This is a genomic window from Methylomonas sp. Uni0011, from assembly GCF_056850255.1.
The window spans coordinates 106942-124939 of record NZ_JBVVNO010000007.1 but is presented as its reverse complement, the minus strand read 5'-3'; the positions used below and the strand labels follow the sequence as shown (position 1 = coordinate 124939).

Annotated in this window: 19 protein-coding genes; 7 read left to right on the top strand and 12 right to left on the bottom strand. The window is 54.7% G+C overall.

The window, feature by feature from the left end; all coding sequences use genetic code 11:
• Nucleotides 1–261 precede the first annotated feature (261 nt).
• The 3 genes from waaA (at nucleotide 262) to AC0IM9_RS11080 (ending at nucleotide 3570) form a co-directional block, all read left to right on the top strand.
• Entirely contained in the window at nucleotides 262–1527 is a 1266-nt protein-coding gene (gene waaA, locus AC0IM9_RS11090; RefSeq protein ID WP_482804034.1) for a lipid IV(A) 3-deoxy-D-manno-octulosonic acid transferase, read from the top strand.
• Between the two features lie 85 nt (nucleotides 1528–1612).
• The gene (locus AC0IM9_RS11085) at nucleotides 1613–2824 is read left to right on the top strand and encodes an argininosuccinate synthase (protein WP_140912579.1); all 1212 of its coding nucleotides are present in this window, start codon (nucleotides 1613–1615) and stop codon (nucleotides 2822–2824) included.
• A gap of 128 nt (nucleotides 2825–2952) precedes the next feature.
• The gene (locus AC0IM9_RS11080) at nucleotides 2953–3570 is read left to right on the top strand and encodes a hypothetical protein (protein WP_140912580.1); all 618 of its coding nucleotides are present in this window, start codon (nucleotides 2953–2955) and stop codon (nucleotides 3568–3570) included.
• Nucleotides 3571–3648: 78 nt separating this feature from the next.
• Here the strand turns inward: AC0IM9_RS11080 and AC0IM9_RS11075 are convergent, their stop codons facing one another.
• Nucleotides 3649–3984 (bottom strand): c-type cytochrome, encoded by a 336-nt coding sequence (locus AC0IM9_RS11075; RefSeq protein WP_140912581.1) that lies wholly within the window; start codon nucleotides 3982–3984, stop codon nucleotides 3649–3651.
• Between the two features lie 210 nt (nucleotides 3985–4194).
• Nucleotides 4195–5583 (bottom strand): siroheme synthase CysG, encoded by a 1389-nt coding sequence (cysG, locus tag AC0IM9_RS11070; protein WP_482804033.1) that lies wholly within the window; start codon nucleotides 5581–5583, stop codon nucleotides 4195–4197.
• 74 nt (nucleotides 5584–5657) lie between these two features.
• Here cysG and AC0IM9_RS11065 point away from each other — a divergent pair, with 74 nt between their 5' ends.
• Nucleotides 5658–5888 carry a sulfurtransferase TusA family protein gene (locus AC0IM9_RS11065; RefSeq protein ID WP_140912583.1) on the top strand — a complete coding sequence of 77 codons (231 nt, stop codon included), beginning with the start codon at nucleotides 5658–5660 and terminating at the stop codon, nucleotides 5886–5888.
• Nucleotides 5889–5893: 5 nt separating this feature from the next.
• Here the strand turns inward: AC0IM9_RS11065 and AC0IM9_RS11060 are convergent, their stop codons facing one another.
• Nucleotides 5894–6547: a histidinol-phosphatase gene (locus AC0IM9_RS11060; RefSeq protein ID WP_278211576.1), complete on the bottom strand. Its 654-nt coding sequence runs from the start codon at nucleotides 6545–6547 to the stop codon at nucleotides 5894–5896.
• A 153-nt stretch (nucleotides 6548–6700) separates the two neighbouring features.
• Here AC0IM9_RS11060 and rppH point away from each other — a divergent pair, with 153 nt between their 5' ends.
• Nucleotides 6701–7228 (top strand): RNA pyrophosphohydrolase, encoded by a 528-nt coding sequence (rppH, locus tag AC0IM9_RS11055; RefSeq protein ID WP_140912585.1) that lies wholly within the window; start codon nucleotides 6701–6703, stop codon nucleotides 7226–7228.
• Here the strand turns inward: rppH and cpdA are convergent.
• The 9 genes from cpdA to AC0IM9_RS11010 all read right to left on the bottom strand — a co-directional run bounded on the left by cpdA (nucleotide 7225) and on the right by AC0IM9_RS11010 (nucleotide 16394).
• Nucleotides 7225–8007: a 3',5'-cyclic-AMP phosphodiesterase gene (gene cpdA / locus AC0IM9_RS11050; protein ID WP_482804032.1), complete on the bottom strand. Its 783-nt coding sequence runs from the start codon at nucleotides 8005–8007 to the stop codon at nucleotides 7225–7227. The genes rppH and cpdA overlap by 4 nt on opposite strands.
• 9 nt (nucleotides 8008–8016) lie before the next feature.
• Nucleotides 8017–8469: a GDP-mannose mannosyl hydrolase gene (locus AC0IM9_RS11045; RefSeq protein ID WP_482804031.1), complete on the bottom strand. Its 453-nt coding sequence runs from the start codon at nucleotides 8467–8469 to the stop codon at nucleotides 8017–8019.
• A gap of 31 nt (nucleotides 8470–8500) precedes the next feature.
• A complete protein-coding gene (argA, locus tag AC0IM9_RS11040) occupies nucleotides 8501–9817 on the bottom strand; it encodes an amino-acid N-acetyltransferase (RefSeq protein WP_482804030.1) in 1317 nt (438 codons plus the stop codon).
• 74 nt (nucleotides 9818–9891) lie between these two features.
• Nucleotides 9892–10719, bottom strand: coding sequence for an AlbA family DNA-binding domain-containing protein (locus AC0IM9_RS11035; protein WP_482804029.1), 828 nt, complete (start codon nucleotides 10717–10719; stop codon nucleotides 9892–9894).
• Between the two features lie 136 nt (nucleotides 10720–10855).
• On the bottom strand, nucleotides 10856–11641 hold the full coding sequence (locus tag AC0IM9_RS11030; RefSeq protein ID WP_482804028.1) for a hypothetical protein: 786 nt from the start codon (nucleotides 11639–11641) through the stop codon (nucleotides 10856–10858).
• 42 nt (nucleotides 11642–11683) lie between these two features.
• The gene (gene ilvD / locus AC0IM9_RS11025; RefSeq protein ID WP_482804027.1) at nucleotides 11684–13531 is read right to left on the bottom strand and encodes a dihydroxy-acid dehydratase; all 1848 of its coding nucleotides are present in this window, start codon (nucleotides 13529–13531) and stop codon (nucleotides 11684–11686) included.
• Nucleotides 13532–13627: 96 nt separating this feature from the next.
• The gene (locus tag AC0IM9_RS11020) at nucleotides 13628–14266 is read right to left on the bottom strand and encodes a TIGR04211 family SH3 domain-containing protein (RefSeq protein ID WP_278211584.1); all 639 of its coding nucleotides are present in this window, start codon (nucleotides 14264–14266) and stop codon (nucleotides 13628–13630) included.
• Nucleotides 14267–14315: 49 nt separating this feature from the next.
• A complete protein-coding gene (gene argF, locus AC0IM9_RS11015) occupies nucleotides 14316–15215 on the bottom strand; it encodes an ornithine carbamoyltransferase (RefSeq protein WP_140912593.1) in 900 nt (299 codons plus the stop codon).
• A gap of 6 nt (nucleotides 15216–15221) precedes the next feature.
• Nucleotides 15222–16394: an acetylornithine transaminase gene (locus AC0IM9_RS11010; protein ID WP_482804026.1), complete on the bottom strand. Its 1173-nt coding sequence runs from the start codon at nucleotides 16392–16394 to the stop codon at nucleotides 15222–15224.
• Nucleotides 16395–16655: 261 nt separating this feature from the next.
• Between AC0IM9_RS11010 and AC0IM9_RS11005 the strand changes: the two genes are divergently transcribed.
• Nucleotides 16656–17183 (top strand): hypothetical protein, encoded by a 528-nt coding sequence (locus tag AC0IM9_RS11005; protein ID WP_140912595.1) that lies wholly within the window; start codon nucleotides 16656–16658, stop codon nucleotides 17181–17183.
• Between the two features lie 171 nt (nucleotides 17184–17354).
• Entirely contained in the window at nucleotides 17355–17993 is a 639-nt protein-coding gene (dhaL, locus tag AC0IM9_RS11000) for a dihydroxyacetone kinase subunit DhaL (RefSeq protein WP_482804025.1), read from the top strand.
• The last annotated feature ends 5 nt before the right edge of the window (nucleotides 17994–17998 follow it).

Genomic DNA, 17998 nt, shown 5'->3' with positions numbered 1-17998 from the left:
GATGTCCTGAACGATCATGACGTCGGAACGCTATTGTGGGCTGGTTTTTTGCCGGGGCTTGCGGCTCAGTCAGTCTGTCAAGCACCGCTTTCGGCTAGTTGTCCGCGCCGAGCGCTGGCTTAAAGTTTTTCCAATACCGATGCTTTCCAACCGTGTTGTTCCAGTTTTCGCTCATTCCCATGGAGAATTTCATGCCAGATTTGCGGCCTCGTTCTGCGAGTTCTGAATTTTGTTCGCCGTTGCGCGGTGGTTAATCGGCTTATGCGATTCGTCTACACCTTGCTGTTCCATTTGGCATTGCCGATGGTGTTGCTGCGCTTGTATTGGCGCGGGGCCAAAGCGCCGGAATACCGGCGACGCTGGCGCGAACGCTTGGGAGTTTACCCATTTCAATCCCGCCAAGGCGTGCTCTGGTTTCACGCGGTCTCGGTCGGCGAGGCCGAAGCGGCGTTTCCGCTAATAAAATGGATGCAATCTCAATATCCCGAATTGCCGGTGCTGGTGACGACGACCACCCCGACTGGTTCGGCCCGCGTGCGGGCAGTGTTGGCCGATAGGGTCGAGCATGTGTACTTGCCATACGATTTGCCGCTGGTGGTGGGCCGCTTTATCGCGCATTTTCGGCCCCGTCTGGCGATAATCATGGAAAAAGAGATCTGGCCGAACCTGTTTGCCGCCTGCGCCGAGGCTTCTCTACCGCTGTATATCGTCAATGCCCGGTTGTCGGCGCGTTCGGCGCAGTCTTATCAAAGAATCCCGGCCTTGGTGAGGCCGGCATTGGCCGGTGTGGCGGCGGTTGCAGTGCAAACCGTTGATGACCGGACTCGGTTTATCCAGATCGGAGCTCAACCCGATCGCGTGCGGGTGCTCGGCAATATCAAATTCGACGTGACCGTAGCGCCCGAGGTGCTGGGGCAAGGACAAACTCTAAAGGCCCAGGCATTTGCCGGGCGTTGGGTTCTGGTGCTTGCGAGTAGTCATCACGGTGAAGAAGAGGTGTTCCTCGCACTGTATCCGCAGCTAAAAGCCGCGCTGCCCGAATTGTTATTGCTGATCGTGCCGCGGCATCCCGAGCGCTTTCTAACGGTGAGAGCGCTCTGCGAGCAACGTGGGTTGCAAGTGGTGATGCGCAGCGAACAGCGGGCTTGCAGCGCACAGACCGACGTTTATATCGGCGACAGCATGGGCGAATTGAAAATGCTGTATGCCGCGGCCGATGCTGCGTTCGTCGGCGGGAGTTTGGTTCCGGTTGGCGGCCACAATGTGTTGGAACCGGCGGCTGCCGGCGTACCGGTAATCTTCGGTCCGGAAATGTTTAATTTTCAGGAAATAGCCGAGCGCATGCTCGCCGCCGAAGCGGCCGTTCAGTGTGCCGGGGCTCAGGCCTTGCCGGCTGCGGTGTTACGCCTTTATCAAGATATCGGATTTAAAAATCGTCTGGTTGGCAACGCCCGGCAGTTTGTTGCCGACAATCAAGGAGCGGCTGAGCGGACTGCTGCATTATTGGCTGAAAGCTTGGATGTTTGAAGCGGTCCTGACGGTTTGGCGGAAAGCGCTCGGTGTTTTCCGTTATAATTCGTTGGTTTTTAATTTTTTAGGTTAATAGCGGATTATGTCGGATATTAAAAAAGTGGTGCTGGCCTATTCGGGCGGTCTGGATACTTCAGTGATCTTGAAATGGCTGCAAGATGTTTACCAATGTGAGGTCGTAACATTTACCGCCGACATCGGCCAGGGCGAAGAGCTGGAGCCGGCACGGGCCAAGGCTAAGGCAGCCGGCATCAAGGAAATCTATATCGATGATTTGCGCGAGGAATTTGCCCGCGATTTCGTATTTCCGATGTTCCGCGCCAATACCATTTACGAGGGCGAATATCTGCTGGGTACCTCCATCGCCCGGCCTCTGATCGCCAAGCGTCTGATCGAAATTGCCAACGAAACCGGCGCCGACGCGATTTCTCACGGTGCTACCGGCAAGGGCAACGACCAAGTCCGCTTCGAGCTGGGTGCTTATGCGTTGCGGCCGGACATTAAGGTCATTGCGCCGTGGCGGGAATGGGATTTGAATTCACGGCAAAAACTGCTGGATTACGCCGAGCAGCATGGCATCTCGGTGGAGATGAAGAAAGGTAAAACCTCGCCATACTCAATGGATGCCAACTCGCTGCATATTTCCTACGAAGGCCGGATTCTGGAAAATCCGTGGACCGAGCCGGAAGAAGACATGTGGCGCTGGAGTGTGTCGCCGGAAAATGCGCCGGACCAAGCCACTTATGTCGAATTGACCTATGAAAAAGGCGATATCGTCGCCATCGACGGCGAACCGCATACGCCGCATCAGGTTATGGAGAAACTGAACAAAATCGCCGGCGCCAATGGTGTCGGTCGGTTGGATATCGTCGAGAACCGTTATGTGGGTATGAAATCGCGCGGTTGCTACGAAACGCCGGCCGGCACCGTGATGTTGAAGGCCCATCGCGCGATCGAATCTCTGACTCTGGACCGCGAGGTGGCGCATTTGAAAGACGAGTTGATGCCGCGTTACGCCTCTCTGATTTACAACGGTTATTGGTGGAGTCCGGAACGCAAAATGCTGCAAACCATGATCGACGAGTCGCAAGTGAACGTGAACGGTAAAGTTCGCGTTAAGTTGTACAAAGGCAACGTCATCGTCGTCGGCCGCCAATCCGAAACCAACAGTTTGTTCGACGAAAACATCGCGACCTTCGAAGAAGACGGCGGCGCCTACAACCAAAAAGACGCCGAAGGCTTTATTAAATTGAACGCCCTGCGGATGCGGATTGCGGCAAAAAAAGGCCGTTAAGCCCGAAAGCAGAAAACAGGACATTTTTCCGCAAGCTTGTATAATGCGCCGATAACTGTCCGTCGATCGTAGTACTTGGCTACGTCGGCGGGCAGAGACGCTTCCCGATTAGCAAGATTAAAACAATAATGAGCGACATGCCTGAGATTAATCCGGATGAAGTCATAAGCGACACGCGCGAGATTGTCTATTTGCGGACCGCAAACCAGCATCAGGCATTGGTAAAAGCCAACCGCGTGCTGCTGCTGTTGGTGATGGGGTTGATGGCGGTTGTGTTTGTGTTGGGGTTTGTATTGTTGCCCAGACAAAATTTGCTGACCGAAATCCAAAAACATCAGACCTTGTCTGCGGTTTATGCGACTCAGAACCCGGCGCTATCTGCAGAAATTAGTGCTTTGAAAGGGCAGTTATTCGGTTTGTTGAGCGGTTCAATCGAAAGCAAATTGCGGACATTGGAAGAGAATATTAAAAAAGGCAGCGTTGCCGATTCCTTGGATACCATTCGCGATTTGAAAGGGGATGTAAAAATCCTGACGACCTATTCGATCGATTCGCCGGCCAGAGCCGATGGCGCGGCAGTGAATCAGGCCTTGATCAAGGAATTGAACGATGTAAAGGATTTGGTTTATCTGACCTTTGTCTCTTGCGGTTTGATGATCGCGGCGATTGCCGGGGTCTGGCTGCGTGGTCGTTACCGTCTAACGCATCAGCGAAGTCGCCAAGCCTATCTTGGTAGAGGCGATTAGCCCGCCATTTTATTTAGCGAATAAAAAAGCCGCTATCCGTTACGGATAGCGGCTTTTTATTTGCCTGTCGAACTGCGATTATTTTTTCAAATATTCGTAGACTGCGTCGATGGCTTGGTCTTCGGTATAACCAGCTTTTTTGACAGGACCCACTTCCATGATCGCTGCGGTGGCTTTAGGCATGCCGTTTTTGCCGTTTTTCAGGACGCTGGCGAACTGGTCTTTCGGCAGTTTACCCGCTTTGATCAGTTCTTTCAGTTGTGGGTTAGAAGAGATGTCATGGCAAGCGCCGCAACCACGGCCGAAAGCACGCTCGTAAATTTTTGCGCCGATTTCTTCCGCTTCGTTAGCTGCAACTTGGCCGCTGATCGCGATAAGAGCTGCGCCTACTAATAAACCGAATGATTTTTTCATTTTCTTCTCTCGTTGTGTTTAAAAAAAGAACTGCGTATTGTTGTTTTGAATAAGCAGCTCACAGGGAAGTTAAGCGGGTAAAGGATAGGGAACTTTGGCAAAAAATTCAATCGATTTTCTGTTGCACCACTGCCGTTAGCCCGCTTGCGGCCTGATTTTTCCAACCAAAGCTTAAATTTGGCTGAAATCGGGAAATTGTCCCGCAATCGCCTAGCAGATGGGTAGAAACCACTCCAGTTGTTCGCGTAAACGTACAACGGTACCGACAATAATTAAGGTCGGCGGCTTGATATCGGCATTCTCCACTTTTTTCGGCATATCGCTCAAAGTCCCGGTAATCACCCGTTGGTGGCGGGTGGTACCTTGCTGAATCAGCGCAATGGGTTGGTCGGCCGGGCAGCCGTGTTCGATCAGGGATTGGCAAATCGTTTCCAGTCCAACCAAGCCCATATAGATCACGATGGTTTGATTGGGAGCCGCCAGTTGGCTCCAGTTCAGATTGATATTGCCGTCTTTCAAGTGGCCGGTGACAAAGGTGCAGGATTGGGCGTGGTCGCGATGGGTCAACGGGATGCCGGCATAGCTGGCACAGCCGGCCGCGGCGGTAATGCCCGGTACCACTTGAAACTGAATGCCCTGTTGCATCAGCGTTTCGATTTCCTCGCCGCCGCGGCCGAAAATAAACGGGTCGCCCCCTTTCAAGCGGGCTACACGTTTGCCGGATAGGGCCAGATTGGCGAGCAGTTCGTTGATTGATTCCTGTGGCAGGCTGTGGTTGCTGCGTTGCTTGCCGACGTAGATTTTTTCGGCGTCGCGGCGGGCCATTTCCAGAATCTCTTTCGATACCAGCCGGTCGTAGACGACCACATCCGCCTGCTGCATCAACCTTAAGGCGCGAAAGGTCAGCAAGTCAGGATCGCCCGGTCCGGCACCGATTAGATAGACCTCGCCGCGGTTTTGCGCATGTTCGGCTGCATCGAGTTTGGCGCGCAGTTCGGCGCCGGCTTGGTCGCGGCGTCCGGAGAACACCAGCTCGGCGATATTACCCTGCAATGCGTCTTCCCAGAACACTCGGCGTCGAGCTGCATCCGGTAGGCGTTGTTTGACCAATGCCCGGAACTCCTCGGCAAATTGCCCTAGAAGGCCGAACGCGCCCGGAATAGCCGTTTCCACTTTGGAACGCAGCAAACGTGCCAACACCGGCGATACGCCGCCGGAAGAGACCGCGACCGTCAACGGCGAGCGGTCGACGATAGCGGGGAAGATGAAGCTGCATAAGTCCGGGTTATCGACCACATTGACCGGTATGTTACGCGCATTTGCCGCTTGGGCCACCGCTTCGTTGACGCTTCTGGTGTCGGTTGCCGAAACCACTAGGCACATGCCGTAAAGATCGCTATCGGCGAAAGGTTTTTGGGTCAGCATTACGAGGCCAGCGTTTGCCATGTCGGCGACGCTGTCGCTAACTTCCGGCGCGACTACGCTAATTTTGGCTCCGGCTTTTGCCAATAGCTCAATTTTTCGGCTGGCGATTTCGCCGGCACCAACAATCAGGCAGGATTGGCCCTTGAGTTTTAAAAATAGCGGAAAGTAATCCATGGTCCTTGATTTTCGGGGTCTGGGGGTTGATGTTATGATACGTGCCGTCAATTAGCGATTGAGCGAATACCGATATGATTGAATTTGATTTGGAAGTCGATGCCAGCGGTTTACAGTGTCCGCTGCCGCTGTTGCGCCTGAAAAAAGCCATTATGGAAATCAACAGCGGCTCGGTGGTCAAGGTCATTGCCACCGATCCGGCCGCTCATTTGGATTTCGGCGTGTATATCGATCAGGCAGGACACCAATTGGTTCACAATTTACGGGATGCCGACCGGCAGATCTTTTACATCCAAAAAAAATAATGGGCTTAGCGCAGGCTGATGATAGGCCAATTGGCTAACTCCGCAGCCTGCCTCAGTTTTTCGTCCGGATCGACGGCGACCGGACGGTCTACCAAGTTCAACAGCGGCAGATCGTTATGCGAATCGCTGTAAAAGCATGAACCCTCCAACGTTTCCGCCGACTCGGCCAACCAATCCCGCAATAGATCGACTTTGCCTTGTTGAAAGCAGGGCGTGCCTTGGAATTTGCCGGTGTAGCGGCCGTCTTTGAATTCCGGCGTCGTCGCCAGCAAGTTGTCGATGCCGTAGAGTTTCACGATCGGTTCGGTCACGAAACGGTTGGTCGCGGTGATCACCAGCAGCGTGTCTCCGGCTTGGCGATGCCGGTCGATTAGCTCCCGTGCCGCATCCAACATGATCGGCCTGATCAGGCTATCGACGAATTCCTCCCGCCAACGGTAAAGCTGGTTGGCCTCGTGCTGCGCCAGCGGCGCCAACGAGAAATGCAGAAATTCGACGATGTCCAGCGTGCCTTGTTTGTAATCCTCGTAAAACTTTTTATTGGCTTGTTCGTAATGGTCTTTGTCGACGATGCCGCGATCGACCAAAAACTGGCCCCATAAAAAGTCGCTGTCGTCTGCGATCAGCGTGTTATCCAAATCGAAAATGGCTAAGCTCACGGCAAACCCGTCGTCGTAAAGAAAAAGATAAGGCCGGTAGCGTCGGCCAAGTATTTGTGGAACAATTGCGGCATTAACTTTAATGGCCGTACCGCTGCTAATTTTAACATTCCGGCATTAGCAATCGGGCGGCAAATGATACAGGTTTTTTACATGATAGACTCGAAAGGATACCGGCCAAATGTCGGGATTATCCTTTGCAATGACGAGGGTCGTGTGTTTTGGGCCAAGCGCAAGGGCGCGAATTCGTGGCAGTTTCCGCAAGGCGGAATTGATGGCGACGAGGACCCGGAAACCGCGATGTACCGGGAATTGTGGGAGGAGACCGGTTTGCGCGCCGAACATGTGCAACTGTTGGGTAGAACCCGATACTGGTTGCGTTATAAGTTACCGGATCGCTATATCCGTAAGAACTCCACGCCGCTATGTATAGGCCAAAAGCAAATTTGGTTCATTTTGCGCTTAAACACGGACGAGTCGATGGTGCGTTTCGATTGCGGCCATAAACAGGAATTCGATAGCTGGAAATGGGTCGAGTACTGGTATCCGTTGAAGGACGTGGTTTACTTTAAACGCCGCGTTTATCGTAAGGCCATGGACGAGTTGGGCGCTTTGCTAATTACCAACGATGTCGGCGTCAATGCCGAAAGTTATCTGTCTGGCAGATTGGAAGCCGGCTAGTAGCTCTTCAAATCCAGCCGGAGTTCGGGCTGTTCGGCATCGATTCTATAGCAGACGGTTTTTAGCGTCCCGTCGTCGTACAATTCGAACACCCGGTAGCCGGGTGGTTTAACATCCAATTCGAATTCGGTGGCGCCGGGCTTGAACTGCACGCAAGTTGCCGGTGCGGACACTATTTGAATACCTCTATAGTGCTTTGCCATTTCCTGGTGCAAATGGCCGCAGGTGATCGCTTTGACCTGCGGGAATCTTGCCGCAATCTGCAGCAATTCCTCACCGTTCTCGATCATCATGGTGTCCATCCACGGACTGCCGCTGGCAACGCAATGATGGTGCACCGCTAGTACGGCCGGCAAATTGCAAGTTTCCAAGGTCGCGTTTAAAAACAGCAATTCGGCGTCAGCCAGATAACCGCCAGGATAACCGGGCTTTTGGCTGTTCAATCCGATAATTTGCCAATGCGGAAATAGCCGGTGTTTGCCGCAACTTAGTTGGCTCCGATTTAATTCGGTTTGCATTAACGGCCAATCGTCGTGATTGCCAGGCAGAAACAGACAGGGGTTGGCGTAGCGTTGCAAGCGGTCGGCGATACGCCGGTAACTGTCCGGGCCCGGATCTTGGCCCAGGTCGCCGGTCAATACGATCAGGTCGAAGCTGCCGTGTCTCGTATGAGCCGCATCCAGCACTTGGGCGAAGTAATATTCGGGGTCTACGCCCAGCAAAGTAGCGCCGGCATGCGGCAGAATGTGCAGGTCGGTCAGCTGTAGAATTTTCAGCATCGACATCGCTTAGCGCAGATAAGGCAGATAAGCCTGGCTGTTCGGGTGGACTTGGCTTAAATCGTCGTCGGCGCCGATCCAGCGATACGCGCTGTGTTGCTGCTGCGGCAGTTGCGCAGACTCGAGTCCCATATTCAGTTGGTAGCCCAGCACCACGTAGTGGGTGCTGATTCCCGGTGCGTCGGCAAAATTGGTGTCGTATAAATGGGTAAAGGCGCCAAGCAAGCGGCCGTCGCCAATTTCGTAAATTTGGCCCAGTTCGGTTTCGGTGATCCGCCGGAACGCTTGTTCCAGCGTTTCCGATTTGTAAATTCTGCCGCCCGGCACGAACCAATAACCTTGGGCCGGCTGGTTGAGGCGTTGACCCATCAGAATCTTGCTGTCGGCGGAGCTGACGATCAAATCGATCGATACCAGCGGCGTTAAATCGACCACGTTGAGAAAGTCCTGTTTGGCGAGCATGGCGAGTTCCTCGGTAGATGAGCGGATTGAATTAAATTACGTCTTTATACAGCAGCTTGGAGTTGCGTTGGTAGTTGTAGGCGCTCTGCATCGGCGCCGGCAAATCTTCGATCGCACAGGCTACGAAGCCGCGTTCGACGAACCAATGCAAAGTCTGGGTGGTACGGACGAACAGGCGGCGAATGTTGCGGGCTCGAGCCTGACTGACCAGGTAATTCAGCAAGCTATCGCCACGCCCACCCTGGCGATAGTCGCCATGCACCGCCAGACAGGCCAGTTCGGCGCTGCCGGCATCGGTCATGACGTGGAATGCGGTGCAGCCGATAATCAGGCCGTCGCGCTCGATAACTATATAGTCGCCGATTTCCATCTCCAGTTTTTCCCGCGAACGTTTGACCAGAATGCCCTGGGCTTCCAGCGGCTTGATCAGTTCCATGATGCCGCCGATATCGTCCAGCGTCGCCGAGCGGATGGTTTCGAAGGCGGTGGAACTAACCAGGGTGCCGACGCCGTCGCGGGTAAACAGTTCCAGCAGCAAGGCGCCGTCGACATGGCGGTTGATCAGATGGGCGCGCTGCACGCCACGGCGGCAGCTTTGCATAGCCGCCGTTAACGGTCGGGCGACGGCGTCCGGCAGTGCAGGGGGGTTATTCAGCAATTGCGCGGCCTGGTCGGTAGTCAGTTGTAACAGTGCAGCGCCGGAAGCCGGGTCGACGCAGGTTTGCTCGGTCAATAAAATCAGTTTCTCCGCCTGCAGCGCAATCGCTACTTCGGTGGCGACTTCTTCGGCAGATAAATTGAACACCTCGCCGCTGGGCGAATAGCCGACCGGCGAAATCAGCACCACATTGTTTTGGTCCAGTTGCTGATGAATGGCCTGGGCGTCGATCTTGCGCACCGTGCCGGTGTAGCAGTAGTCGATGCCGTCCAGCACGCCGAGCGGTTTTGCGGTAACGAAGTTGCCGGAGGCGACCCTGATTTGGGCGCCGGCCATCGGAGAACCGGAAACGCCCATCGACAGCAAGGCTTCGATTTCGACCCGAACCAGGCCGGCCGCCTGTTTGACGTACTGCAAGGTGGTGGCGTCGGTGATGCGCAAGTGGTGGTGGAATTTCGGCGTATCGCCGTGTTCCGCCAATTGTTCGTCGATCTGGGCCCTGATACCGTAGACCAGCACCAGCCTGACGCCCAGGCTTTTCAGCAACGCGAAATCGTGAATCAGATTGTCGAAATCGGTTTCGCCGACCGCATTGCCGCCGAAGAAAATCACAAAGGTGCGATTGCGGTGGGCATGGATATAGGGCGACGAATTTCTAAACCAGGTGACGAAGGTGGGCTGTGGTTCCATTGGCAAGAGTGTTGATTCGCATTGGGCTAGTTTAACCGGCGGCCGATGATACCGCTACCGGCGCGGAATCCCGTTTACTTAAGAGATTTCCAGCGGCCGGCGACATATTCCAGCGCTTCCTGGATGTTCAGGTCGCGGGTACCGCCGCCGGTACGGACGAAAAACTTAGGTGTGTTGCCGATGTTGAGGAACACCGGCCGCAAGGCCGGCGAGACGATGACCCGGCACACGTCTTTGTGGTCGATCTTGTGAAACAAGATATGCACAAAGCGACACAGGTCCGCTCCCAAATTCTCGGCGATCGCAGTGATCAGGGTTTGTTCGAAACCATCCTGATCGCATTTTTTCAAAGTCTGAAAGTCCGGCTCCAGGCCGACGATTTCGCCATTGTCGGCGACGCCGATCAATAAAGTGCCGCCGATGTGGCTGTTGAAAAATCCGGCCAGCGTTTTCAATACGACGCCTTCCAGGGTCCGATTGACGCGCTGCTCCTGCAAATCCCAACGCAATGTCGATTTGAATTCCAGCAACGGCCCCTCGCCCTGGCGGATGATGGTCGGCAGGTCTTTTTCCAGCTCGGCTTTCAAGGCATCCAGATCGACCAGGCGTTTATGCAGCATCTGGTAAAAGCCGAGCGACAGCAAGCCCAGGAGTGCGCCGATTTCTGCATAGAACAGGATCAAATTATTCTGGTTGATCTGCCCCGTCATCACCTCGGTAAACTGGCCGATGACGAATTCGATCGACGAAATCGGGTCGGCGTTGCGCTCGCGTGAGCTAATGTAATCGTAACTGGGCGCCAGCAGAAAAATCCCCATTCCGGCGCCGATCCAGGCGGCCAGAAAGTAGATTTTCAGTTTTTGTTTCCAGATGTTGAGCAGTTGGAGGAGGAAGCGTTTCACGGTAGTTTTATGTGTAGGGCGCTTCCGAGAAGGCAAAACGCCGAAAATTCTCAAGGTCTGTTGGATTGCTAGCGACGAATCCAGATTAGGCGGGTTAACCTGAATGGCTGCGAAGCTTGAGTGTGGGAACAATAAATTACTTTCTCAACAGCTCAACGTATTCCAGACCATCGAAGTGTTCGGCCAACGATGATTTTAGCGAAGCCCGTAATGCTTCGGCTTCCTCTTGACCATCATCACTTCCATACTCAACTATGAACGAGACAGTATTTTCAGCTGTAAGTGTATAAGTCATGGAAAGCCACTTCCCAAAATATTTTGCGAAATCTGTTGGATACGTACCTGCACATCCGTAGCAAGTGAGCTCATGCTTTGCGGCAACATCAGCTATGACTTTAACCAATTCTTCGCGCGAAATAGTCGCAGTGCGGGATACAGGCCGCACAGTGTATTCTTCCTGTATCGGTAGGGCTGACGTGCCCATAACTGCAACTAGCGTAACTACCGCGACAGGTACTGTCAGCATTTTTCTAAAATATTTCGATGTAATACGAAACCTGGACTGTTTTTTGGAAACGTACAGGCACGCAGGCATAACTAATAGAGCCCATAGATCGCTGTAGTCAACCACTCGGCCAATTTGCAAAATACTTTGGCTATTCACCAAATGAATCAGTGAATCCGACAGCGGACTTTTCCACCACAGAAAAGTAATTGAAATCAACAGGCATATTAGCCATTTTCTCTGGGGTATCGCGCTGAATGTCATTAAGGATACCAATCCCACACCGGCGAAATCAGAAAGTTTGCCGGTTATTCCTCCTGGATAAGCAGCTTTTAACCACCAATCGTTGGTAATCAACGATATTAGGCAAATGAGGAACGGCCAGGTGGTCATTATTCTAATTGCACTATCATTCATTTCTGTTTGCTTGAAGTTCGGACGCGGTAAGAGCCGCCGAAATTAATCCTCGAGCTTCGACAAATCCCTGACCGCACCTTTATCGGCCGAGGTAGCGAAGGCAGCGTAGGCTTTCAAGGCGACGGATACTTTGCGCGGGCGCGGCTTGGCCGGTTTCCAGCCCAGCTTGTCCTGTTCGGCCCGGCGTTGCGCCAGCTCCTCGTCGGACAGCAACACGTTGATCGAGCGGTTGGGAATATCGATCCTGATCCGGTCGCCGTTTTTCAGCAAGCCGATCGCGCCGCCGGCCGCTGCCTCCGGAGAACAATGGCCGATCGACAGACCCGAAGTGCCGCCGGAGAAACGGCCGTCGGTCAGCAGTGCGCAGGCTTTACCCAAGCCCTTGGATTTGATATAGCTGGTCGGATACAGCATTTCCTGCATCCCCGGGCCGCCGCGCGGACCTTCGTAGCGGACGACGACCACGTCGCCGGCTTTGACTTTATCGGCCAGGATGTTTTCGACTGCCTCGTCCTGCGACTCGACCACATGGGCGCTGCCTTCGAAGACCAGCAGGCTGTCGTCGACGCCGGCAGTTTTGACCACGCAGCCGTCCAACGCGATGTTGCCGTGCAGTACTGCCAGACCGCCTTCCTGGCTGAAGGCATGCTCGAACGAGCGAATGCAGCCCTCGGCACGGTCCAGGTCCAAGCTGGGCCAGCGCGCGTTTTGGCTGAAAGCAACTTGCGTTGGGATGCCGCCGGGGCCGGCCATGTAAAAGGTTTTTACCGATTCACTGGGGTTGTTCATAACGTCCCATTCAGCCAGGGCCTCGCCCAGGGTTTTGGCGTGAACGGTCGGTACGTCGGTGTGCAGTTTGCCGGCCCGGTTCAGCTCGGCCAGAATCGCCATGATGCCACCGGCGCGATGGACGTCTTCGATGTGGTATTTGTTGGTATTCGGCGCGACTTTGCACAGCTGCGGCACCACGCGCGACATACGGTCGATGTCGGCCATTGTGAAATCGATACCGGCTTCCAGGGCAATCGCCAGTAAGTGCAAAATGGTGTTGGTCGAACCGCCCATCGCAATATCCAGCGCGATGGCGTTTTCGAAGGCTTTGAAGCCGACCGCGCGCGGCAGCACCGATTCGTCGTTTTGTTCGTAATATTGCTTAGCCAGTTCGACGATGCGGCGGCCGGCCTGTTTGAATAGTTGCTCGCGGTCGGCATGGGTGGCGACCACGGTGCCATTGCCCGGCAAGGACAGGCCCAGCGCTTCGGTCAGGCAGTTCATCGAGTTGGCGGTGAACATGCCGGAGCAAGAGCCGCAGGTCGGGCAGGCCGAGCGCTCGACCGCTGCCAAATCGCTGTCAGAGACTTTGCTGTCGGCTGCCATTACCATCGCGTCGATCAAATCCAGTTTTTTGATATCGGCGCCTTCGGCCAAACGCACTTTGCCGGCTTCCATCGGGCCGCCGGAAACGAAGACCACCGGGATATTCAGGCGCATCGCCGCCATCAGCATGCCTGGCGTGATTTTGTCGCAGTTGGAAATGCAGACCAGCGCATCGGCGCAATGGGCGTTGACCATGTATTCGACGCTGTCGGCAATCAAATCGCGGCTGGGCAGGCTGTAGAGCATGCCGTCGTGGCCCATCGCGATGCCGTCGTCAACGGCGATGGTATTGAATTCCTTGGCGACGCCGCCGGCTTGTTCGATCTCGCGGGCGACTAATTGGCCCAAGTCTTTCAAGTGTACGTGGCCCGGCACGAACTGGGTGAAGGAGTTGGCGACGGCAATGATCGGTTTGTTGAAGTCGCCTTCTTTCATGCCGGTGGCGCGCCACAATGCGCGGGCGCCTGCCATGTTGCGGCCTTGGGTAGTGGTATATGAGCGGTATGCAGGCATGGTGATTCCTTCTGAAAGCGGAAAGCGGCCACTGTAAACGGCCGCCGGGGAAGGTGTATCAGCCGCGAGTTTATCGCACGGCTAAGTAATAAAAAACTAGAAGGTATCCCAACCGCTGGAGCGGCGGCGCCAGCTCAATTTGGGCAGGATGAAGCCGAGCAACACGCCGAACAGAGACAGGCCGCCGCCGTACAGAAACCAGTCCTGGTTGGTGTTGTCGGTCAAGGCCAGATTTTCCCGTTTCAATTGCTGCAGTTCGCGTTCGACCGCGATGACACGTTCCTGCAACTGGTCGCGTTGCTGCTTCAATTGGATCGCGTTAGCGGCGGTTTGCTGCAATTCGCTGAGTTCGGCACTGAGCTTGTCGCGTTCCTTGCCGATTTCCTGGCTGCCGGCCTGAGAAGCTTTCAGTTGCTTGTTTTCTTCAGACAAGGCTTCCAGTTTTTTGTTCACGGCTTCAAGTTGGTTGCGGGCGCTGGGTTCGCCGGTCAGATAGCGGCTGAGGATAAAGCCTTCGGCGCCACTACCAGTCTGGATATAGGTGTAACCGTTTTCGGTATTGTCGCCCAATACCGTAACCGGCGCGCCGTTTTCCAGCATCTTGACGATTTTGGTGCGCTCGCTTTCGCCGCTACGTAAAGGGACTTCGACTTTATCTGTGACATAGGCCGTTCTGGCTGCCGCGATATTGGTGAAAAACAGACAGGCAAAGAAGCAAATAAAGGACTTTTTCACGGTATCACTCGTCGGTCGGCTTTTGAATAAAGCGTCGATTCTAGCGAAATTATCGACAGATGAGAAATTCCAGCAACGCTTTCTGAGCGTGCAGACGGTTCTCCGCTTCCGGAAAAACCACACTTTGCGGGCCGTCGATCACGTCGGCGGTGACTTCTTCGCCGCGGTGCGCCGGCAGGCAATGCATGAACAGTGCGTCGGGTTTGGCGGCAGCCATGGTGGCGGCGTTGACCTGGAAGTCTTTGAACACGAATTCGCGTTTCTTTTGCTCCTCTTCCTGGCCCATGCTGGCCCAGACGTCGGTGACGACCAAGTCGGCCTGATGCGCGGCCTGTTCCGGTGTATTGAAGAACGCGACCCGCTCGCCGGCCGGATCGACGATGCTTTGCAGCGGGCGGTAATCCACCGGGCAGGCGATATTCAGTTTAAAGCCGAACTGGCGGGCGGCGTTGATGTACGAGTGGCACATATTGTTGCCGTCGCCGATCCAGGCTACCGTCTTGCCGGCGATGTCGCCGCGAAACTCGAAATAGGTCTGCATATCCGCCAGCAATTGGCAGGGGTGTTTCAAATCGGTGAGGCCGTTGATCACCGGAACCCGCGAATGCTGGGCGAAAGTAGTGACGGTCTCGTGTTTGTGGGTGCGCAGCATGATGCAGTCCACCATGCTGGAAATCACTTTCGCGCTGTCTTCCAGCGGTTCGCCGCGGCCCAGTTGGGTGTCGCGCGGCGACAAAAACAGCGCGGTGCCGCCGAACTGGGCCATACCGGCTTCGAACGAGATTCGGGTCCGGGTCGAGGACTTTTCGAAAATCATCGCCAGCACTTTGCCTTTCAGTGGTTGATAGTTGGGATCGCGATGGCGTTTCAGCTCCATGGCGCGAAGAATCAAGGCATGGAGCTCGGCACTGGTTAAGTCCAGCAGGCTGATGAAGTGTCTGGGTTGCATGGCGATTTACCTGCTAAAGTCCTGAATGAGTGCCGCCAAAGTTTCGGTCAGCGTCGCAATTTGGGCGTCGTCGATAATCAACGGCGGCAATAAACGGATGGTGTTGTCGGCCGTGACGTTGATCAGCAGGCCTTGGGCCAAGGCAATGCCGACCAGTTCGCCGCAGGGCCGGTCCAGTTCGACGCCAATCATCAAGCCTTTGTTGCGGATCGAGACGATGTGCGGATTGCCGGCCAGGGCCAGTTTCAACGCTGTCTGGATTTTTTCGCCTTTCTCGGCCGCTTGTTCGATCAAGTCGGAGCCGGTCAAGGTTTCCAGTACTGCCAGGGCAGCGCTACACGCCAACGGGTTGCCGCCGAAGGTCGAGCCGTGGTTGCCGGCTGTCAGCACTTCGGCCGCTTGGCCGCGTGCCAGGCAGGCGCCGATCGGCACGCCGTTGCCCAAGGCCTTCGCCATGGTGCAGACGTCGGGCAAAATAGCGTTGTGTTGATAAGCCAGAAATTTTCCGGTACGGCCGACGCCGGTCTGGATTTCATCCAATATCATCAGCAAGTTATGGCGGTCGCACAGCTCGCGAATCCGGTTCAGATAGTCGGCTGCCGGGATGTTGACACCGCCTTCGCCTTGTACCGGTTCCGCCATGATCGCCACGATGTTGCTGTCCGCTGCGATGGCGGCTTCCAGCGCCGGAATATCGTTGTAGGGTACATGGCTGAAGCCGGCCAATAACGGTGCAAAACCTTGTTTGATCTTGCTGTTGCCGGTCGCGCTCAAGGTGCCCATGGTACGGCCGTGGAAGCTCTTTTCCATGGTTATCACTACCGGATTGTCGATGCCGCGTTGATGACCGTACTTGCGGGCAATCTTGATCGCGGCTTCGTTGGCCTCGGCGCCGGAGTTGGCGAAAAACACATTGTCCATACCGCTCAGTGCGATCAAACGGTCGGCCAATTGCGCCTGTAATTCCACGCCGTACAAATTGGACGTATGCAACAGGGTCTTGCTTTGCCGGCATACGGCTTCGTGGACTGCGGGATGGGCGTGGCCCAGGCTGCAAACGGCGATACCGGCCACTGCGTCCAGATAGCGTCGCCCTTCGCTGTCCCACAGCCACGCGCCTTCTCCGCGCGAAAAAGTGACCGACTGGCGGGCGTAAGTGGGCATGATATGGCTGGTCATTAGCAAGGCTCTGAAGGTGTTTTGAAAAACGCAGTTCGCTTGAAAAAAGCGCGCGATTATATTTTTTAATAGCTGTCGAAGCAAACAATAGTTTCGGTTGCCTGGGCATTTTTTGGGCCAGATTCGGGTCCGGCAGTTTTAAAACAAACTCTTGCCGGGCAAGCGGCCGGCATTGTTATAAATTTGTAATATTGATGCAGTAGAGTTCCGCCATTTACAGCCGTTTCGGCCGGCTTGGGGTTAACTTTCAAGGGATTTGCGTTGAGCGAGAACGAGCATCTGATAGACGATAAAAAACACATCGTTTCGATAAGGCTGAATAATTCCGACCGGATTGCAGTGCGTTCGACTGCCGCCAGACTATTGGTGCGCGAGTCGGAGTTGTATCGCTTTGCCGTTTATCATTTATTGAATCGCTTGCACAAGCTCCATGACGACGCTTGTGTTGGCAGCGATTTGTTGCCGCTGTTCATCGAGTTTAAAAACGAACTGAATACCCATTTGGGCTTAAAAAAACACCAGTTGTTTAAAATCTTCAACGGCCGCAATCCCGAGCCGGAAAAATTCGTGTCGATGGCCGATATCGAACTGTTATTGTTGCCGCGGCATGCGGTGCGGCAACGGTTATTGCAAATGAACGAAGCTCTGCCGCAAAAACGGACCGATACCGATGCTTGGTTGCATGATTATCTGCAGGAGAAATACCGATTCACTGTTCCGTTGGAGGAAAGCGAGTTGCTGTTGTCCTTAGATTCCGTAGATAACGAGGCGGGATCTGAAGAGAGCTGATTGAAATACTGGTTCGCTGTTGCTGCCTGAATCTGTTCGGGGCTTAACCAAGACGTTATTCCTCGCTAATTGCTCCGCACTGCAGAACAAGATAGGGCGGTTTCCAACTGCTGGACAGACTGGCGCTGCTTTGGCTATGCTCGACCTCTTTATCAATATGCAGGAGGCGGTATGCCGATTACCCCCGTAATATTTCCGGAGCTGATCCGGGCGTTGATCGCCGCGATCGACGCCAATGCCGATGCGGTTACCGAATTGGATCAGGCGATAGGCGACGGCGACCATGTTTTTAATCTGCAGCGCGGTTTGCAGGCTTTACAGCAACATGCCGATGACATTGCGACCTTGGATTGGCCGGCGGCCTGGCAAAAGATAGGTATGACGGTAATGTCCGCCGTCGGCGGCGCCTCCGGATCTTTGTACGCCACCTTGTTTATTGGTTTGGCGAAGAGCAGTCAGGGTAAATCCCTGGATCTCCGGGGATTCTCTGAAGCTTTGTTGCTGGCGGTCGAAGCGGTCAAACAGCGCGGCAAGGCGGATGTCGGCGAGAAAACCATGCTCGACGTATTGGTGCCGGCCGCTCAGGCTTTGCAGGCAGAGGCGGCGGCGAACAGTGCGCTACCGACGATTTTGGCGCGTTTGCGTCAAGTCGCGGCGGAAGGGGCTGAAGCGACGCGGGATATGGTCGCAACCAAGGGCAGGGCGTCGTTTTTGGGCGAGCGCAGCAAAGGCCATGTCGACGCTGGTGCCAAGACCGCGCAGCTGATGATCTCTGCGATCGCCGACGTGCTGGATTTTGTGGTCGCTTAAATCCG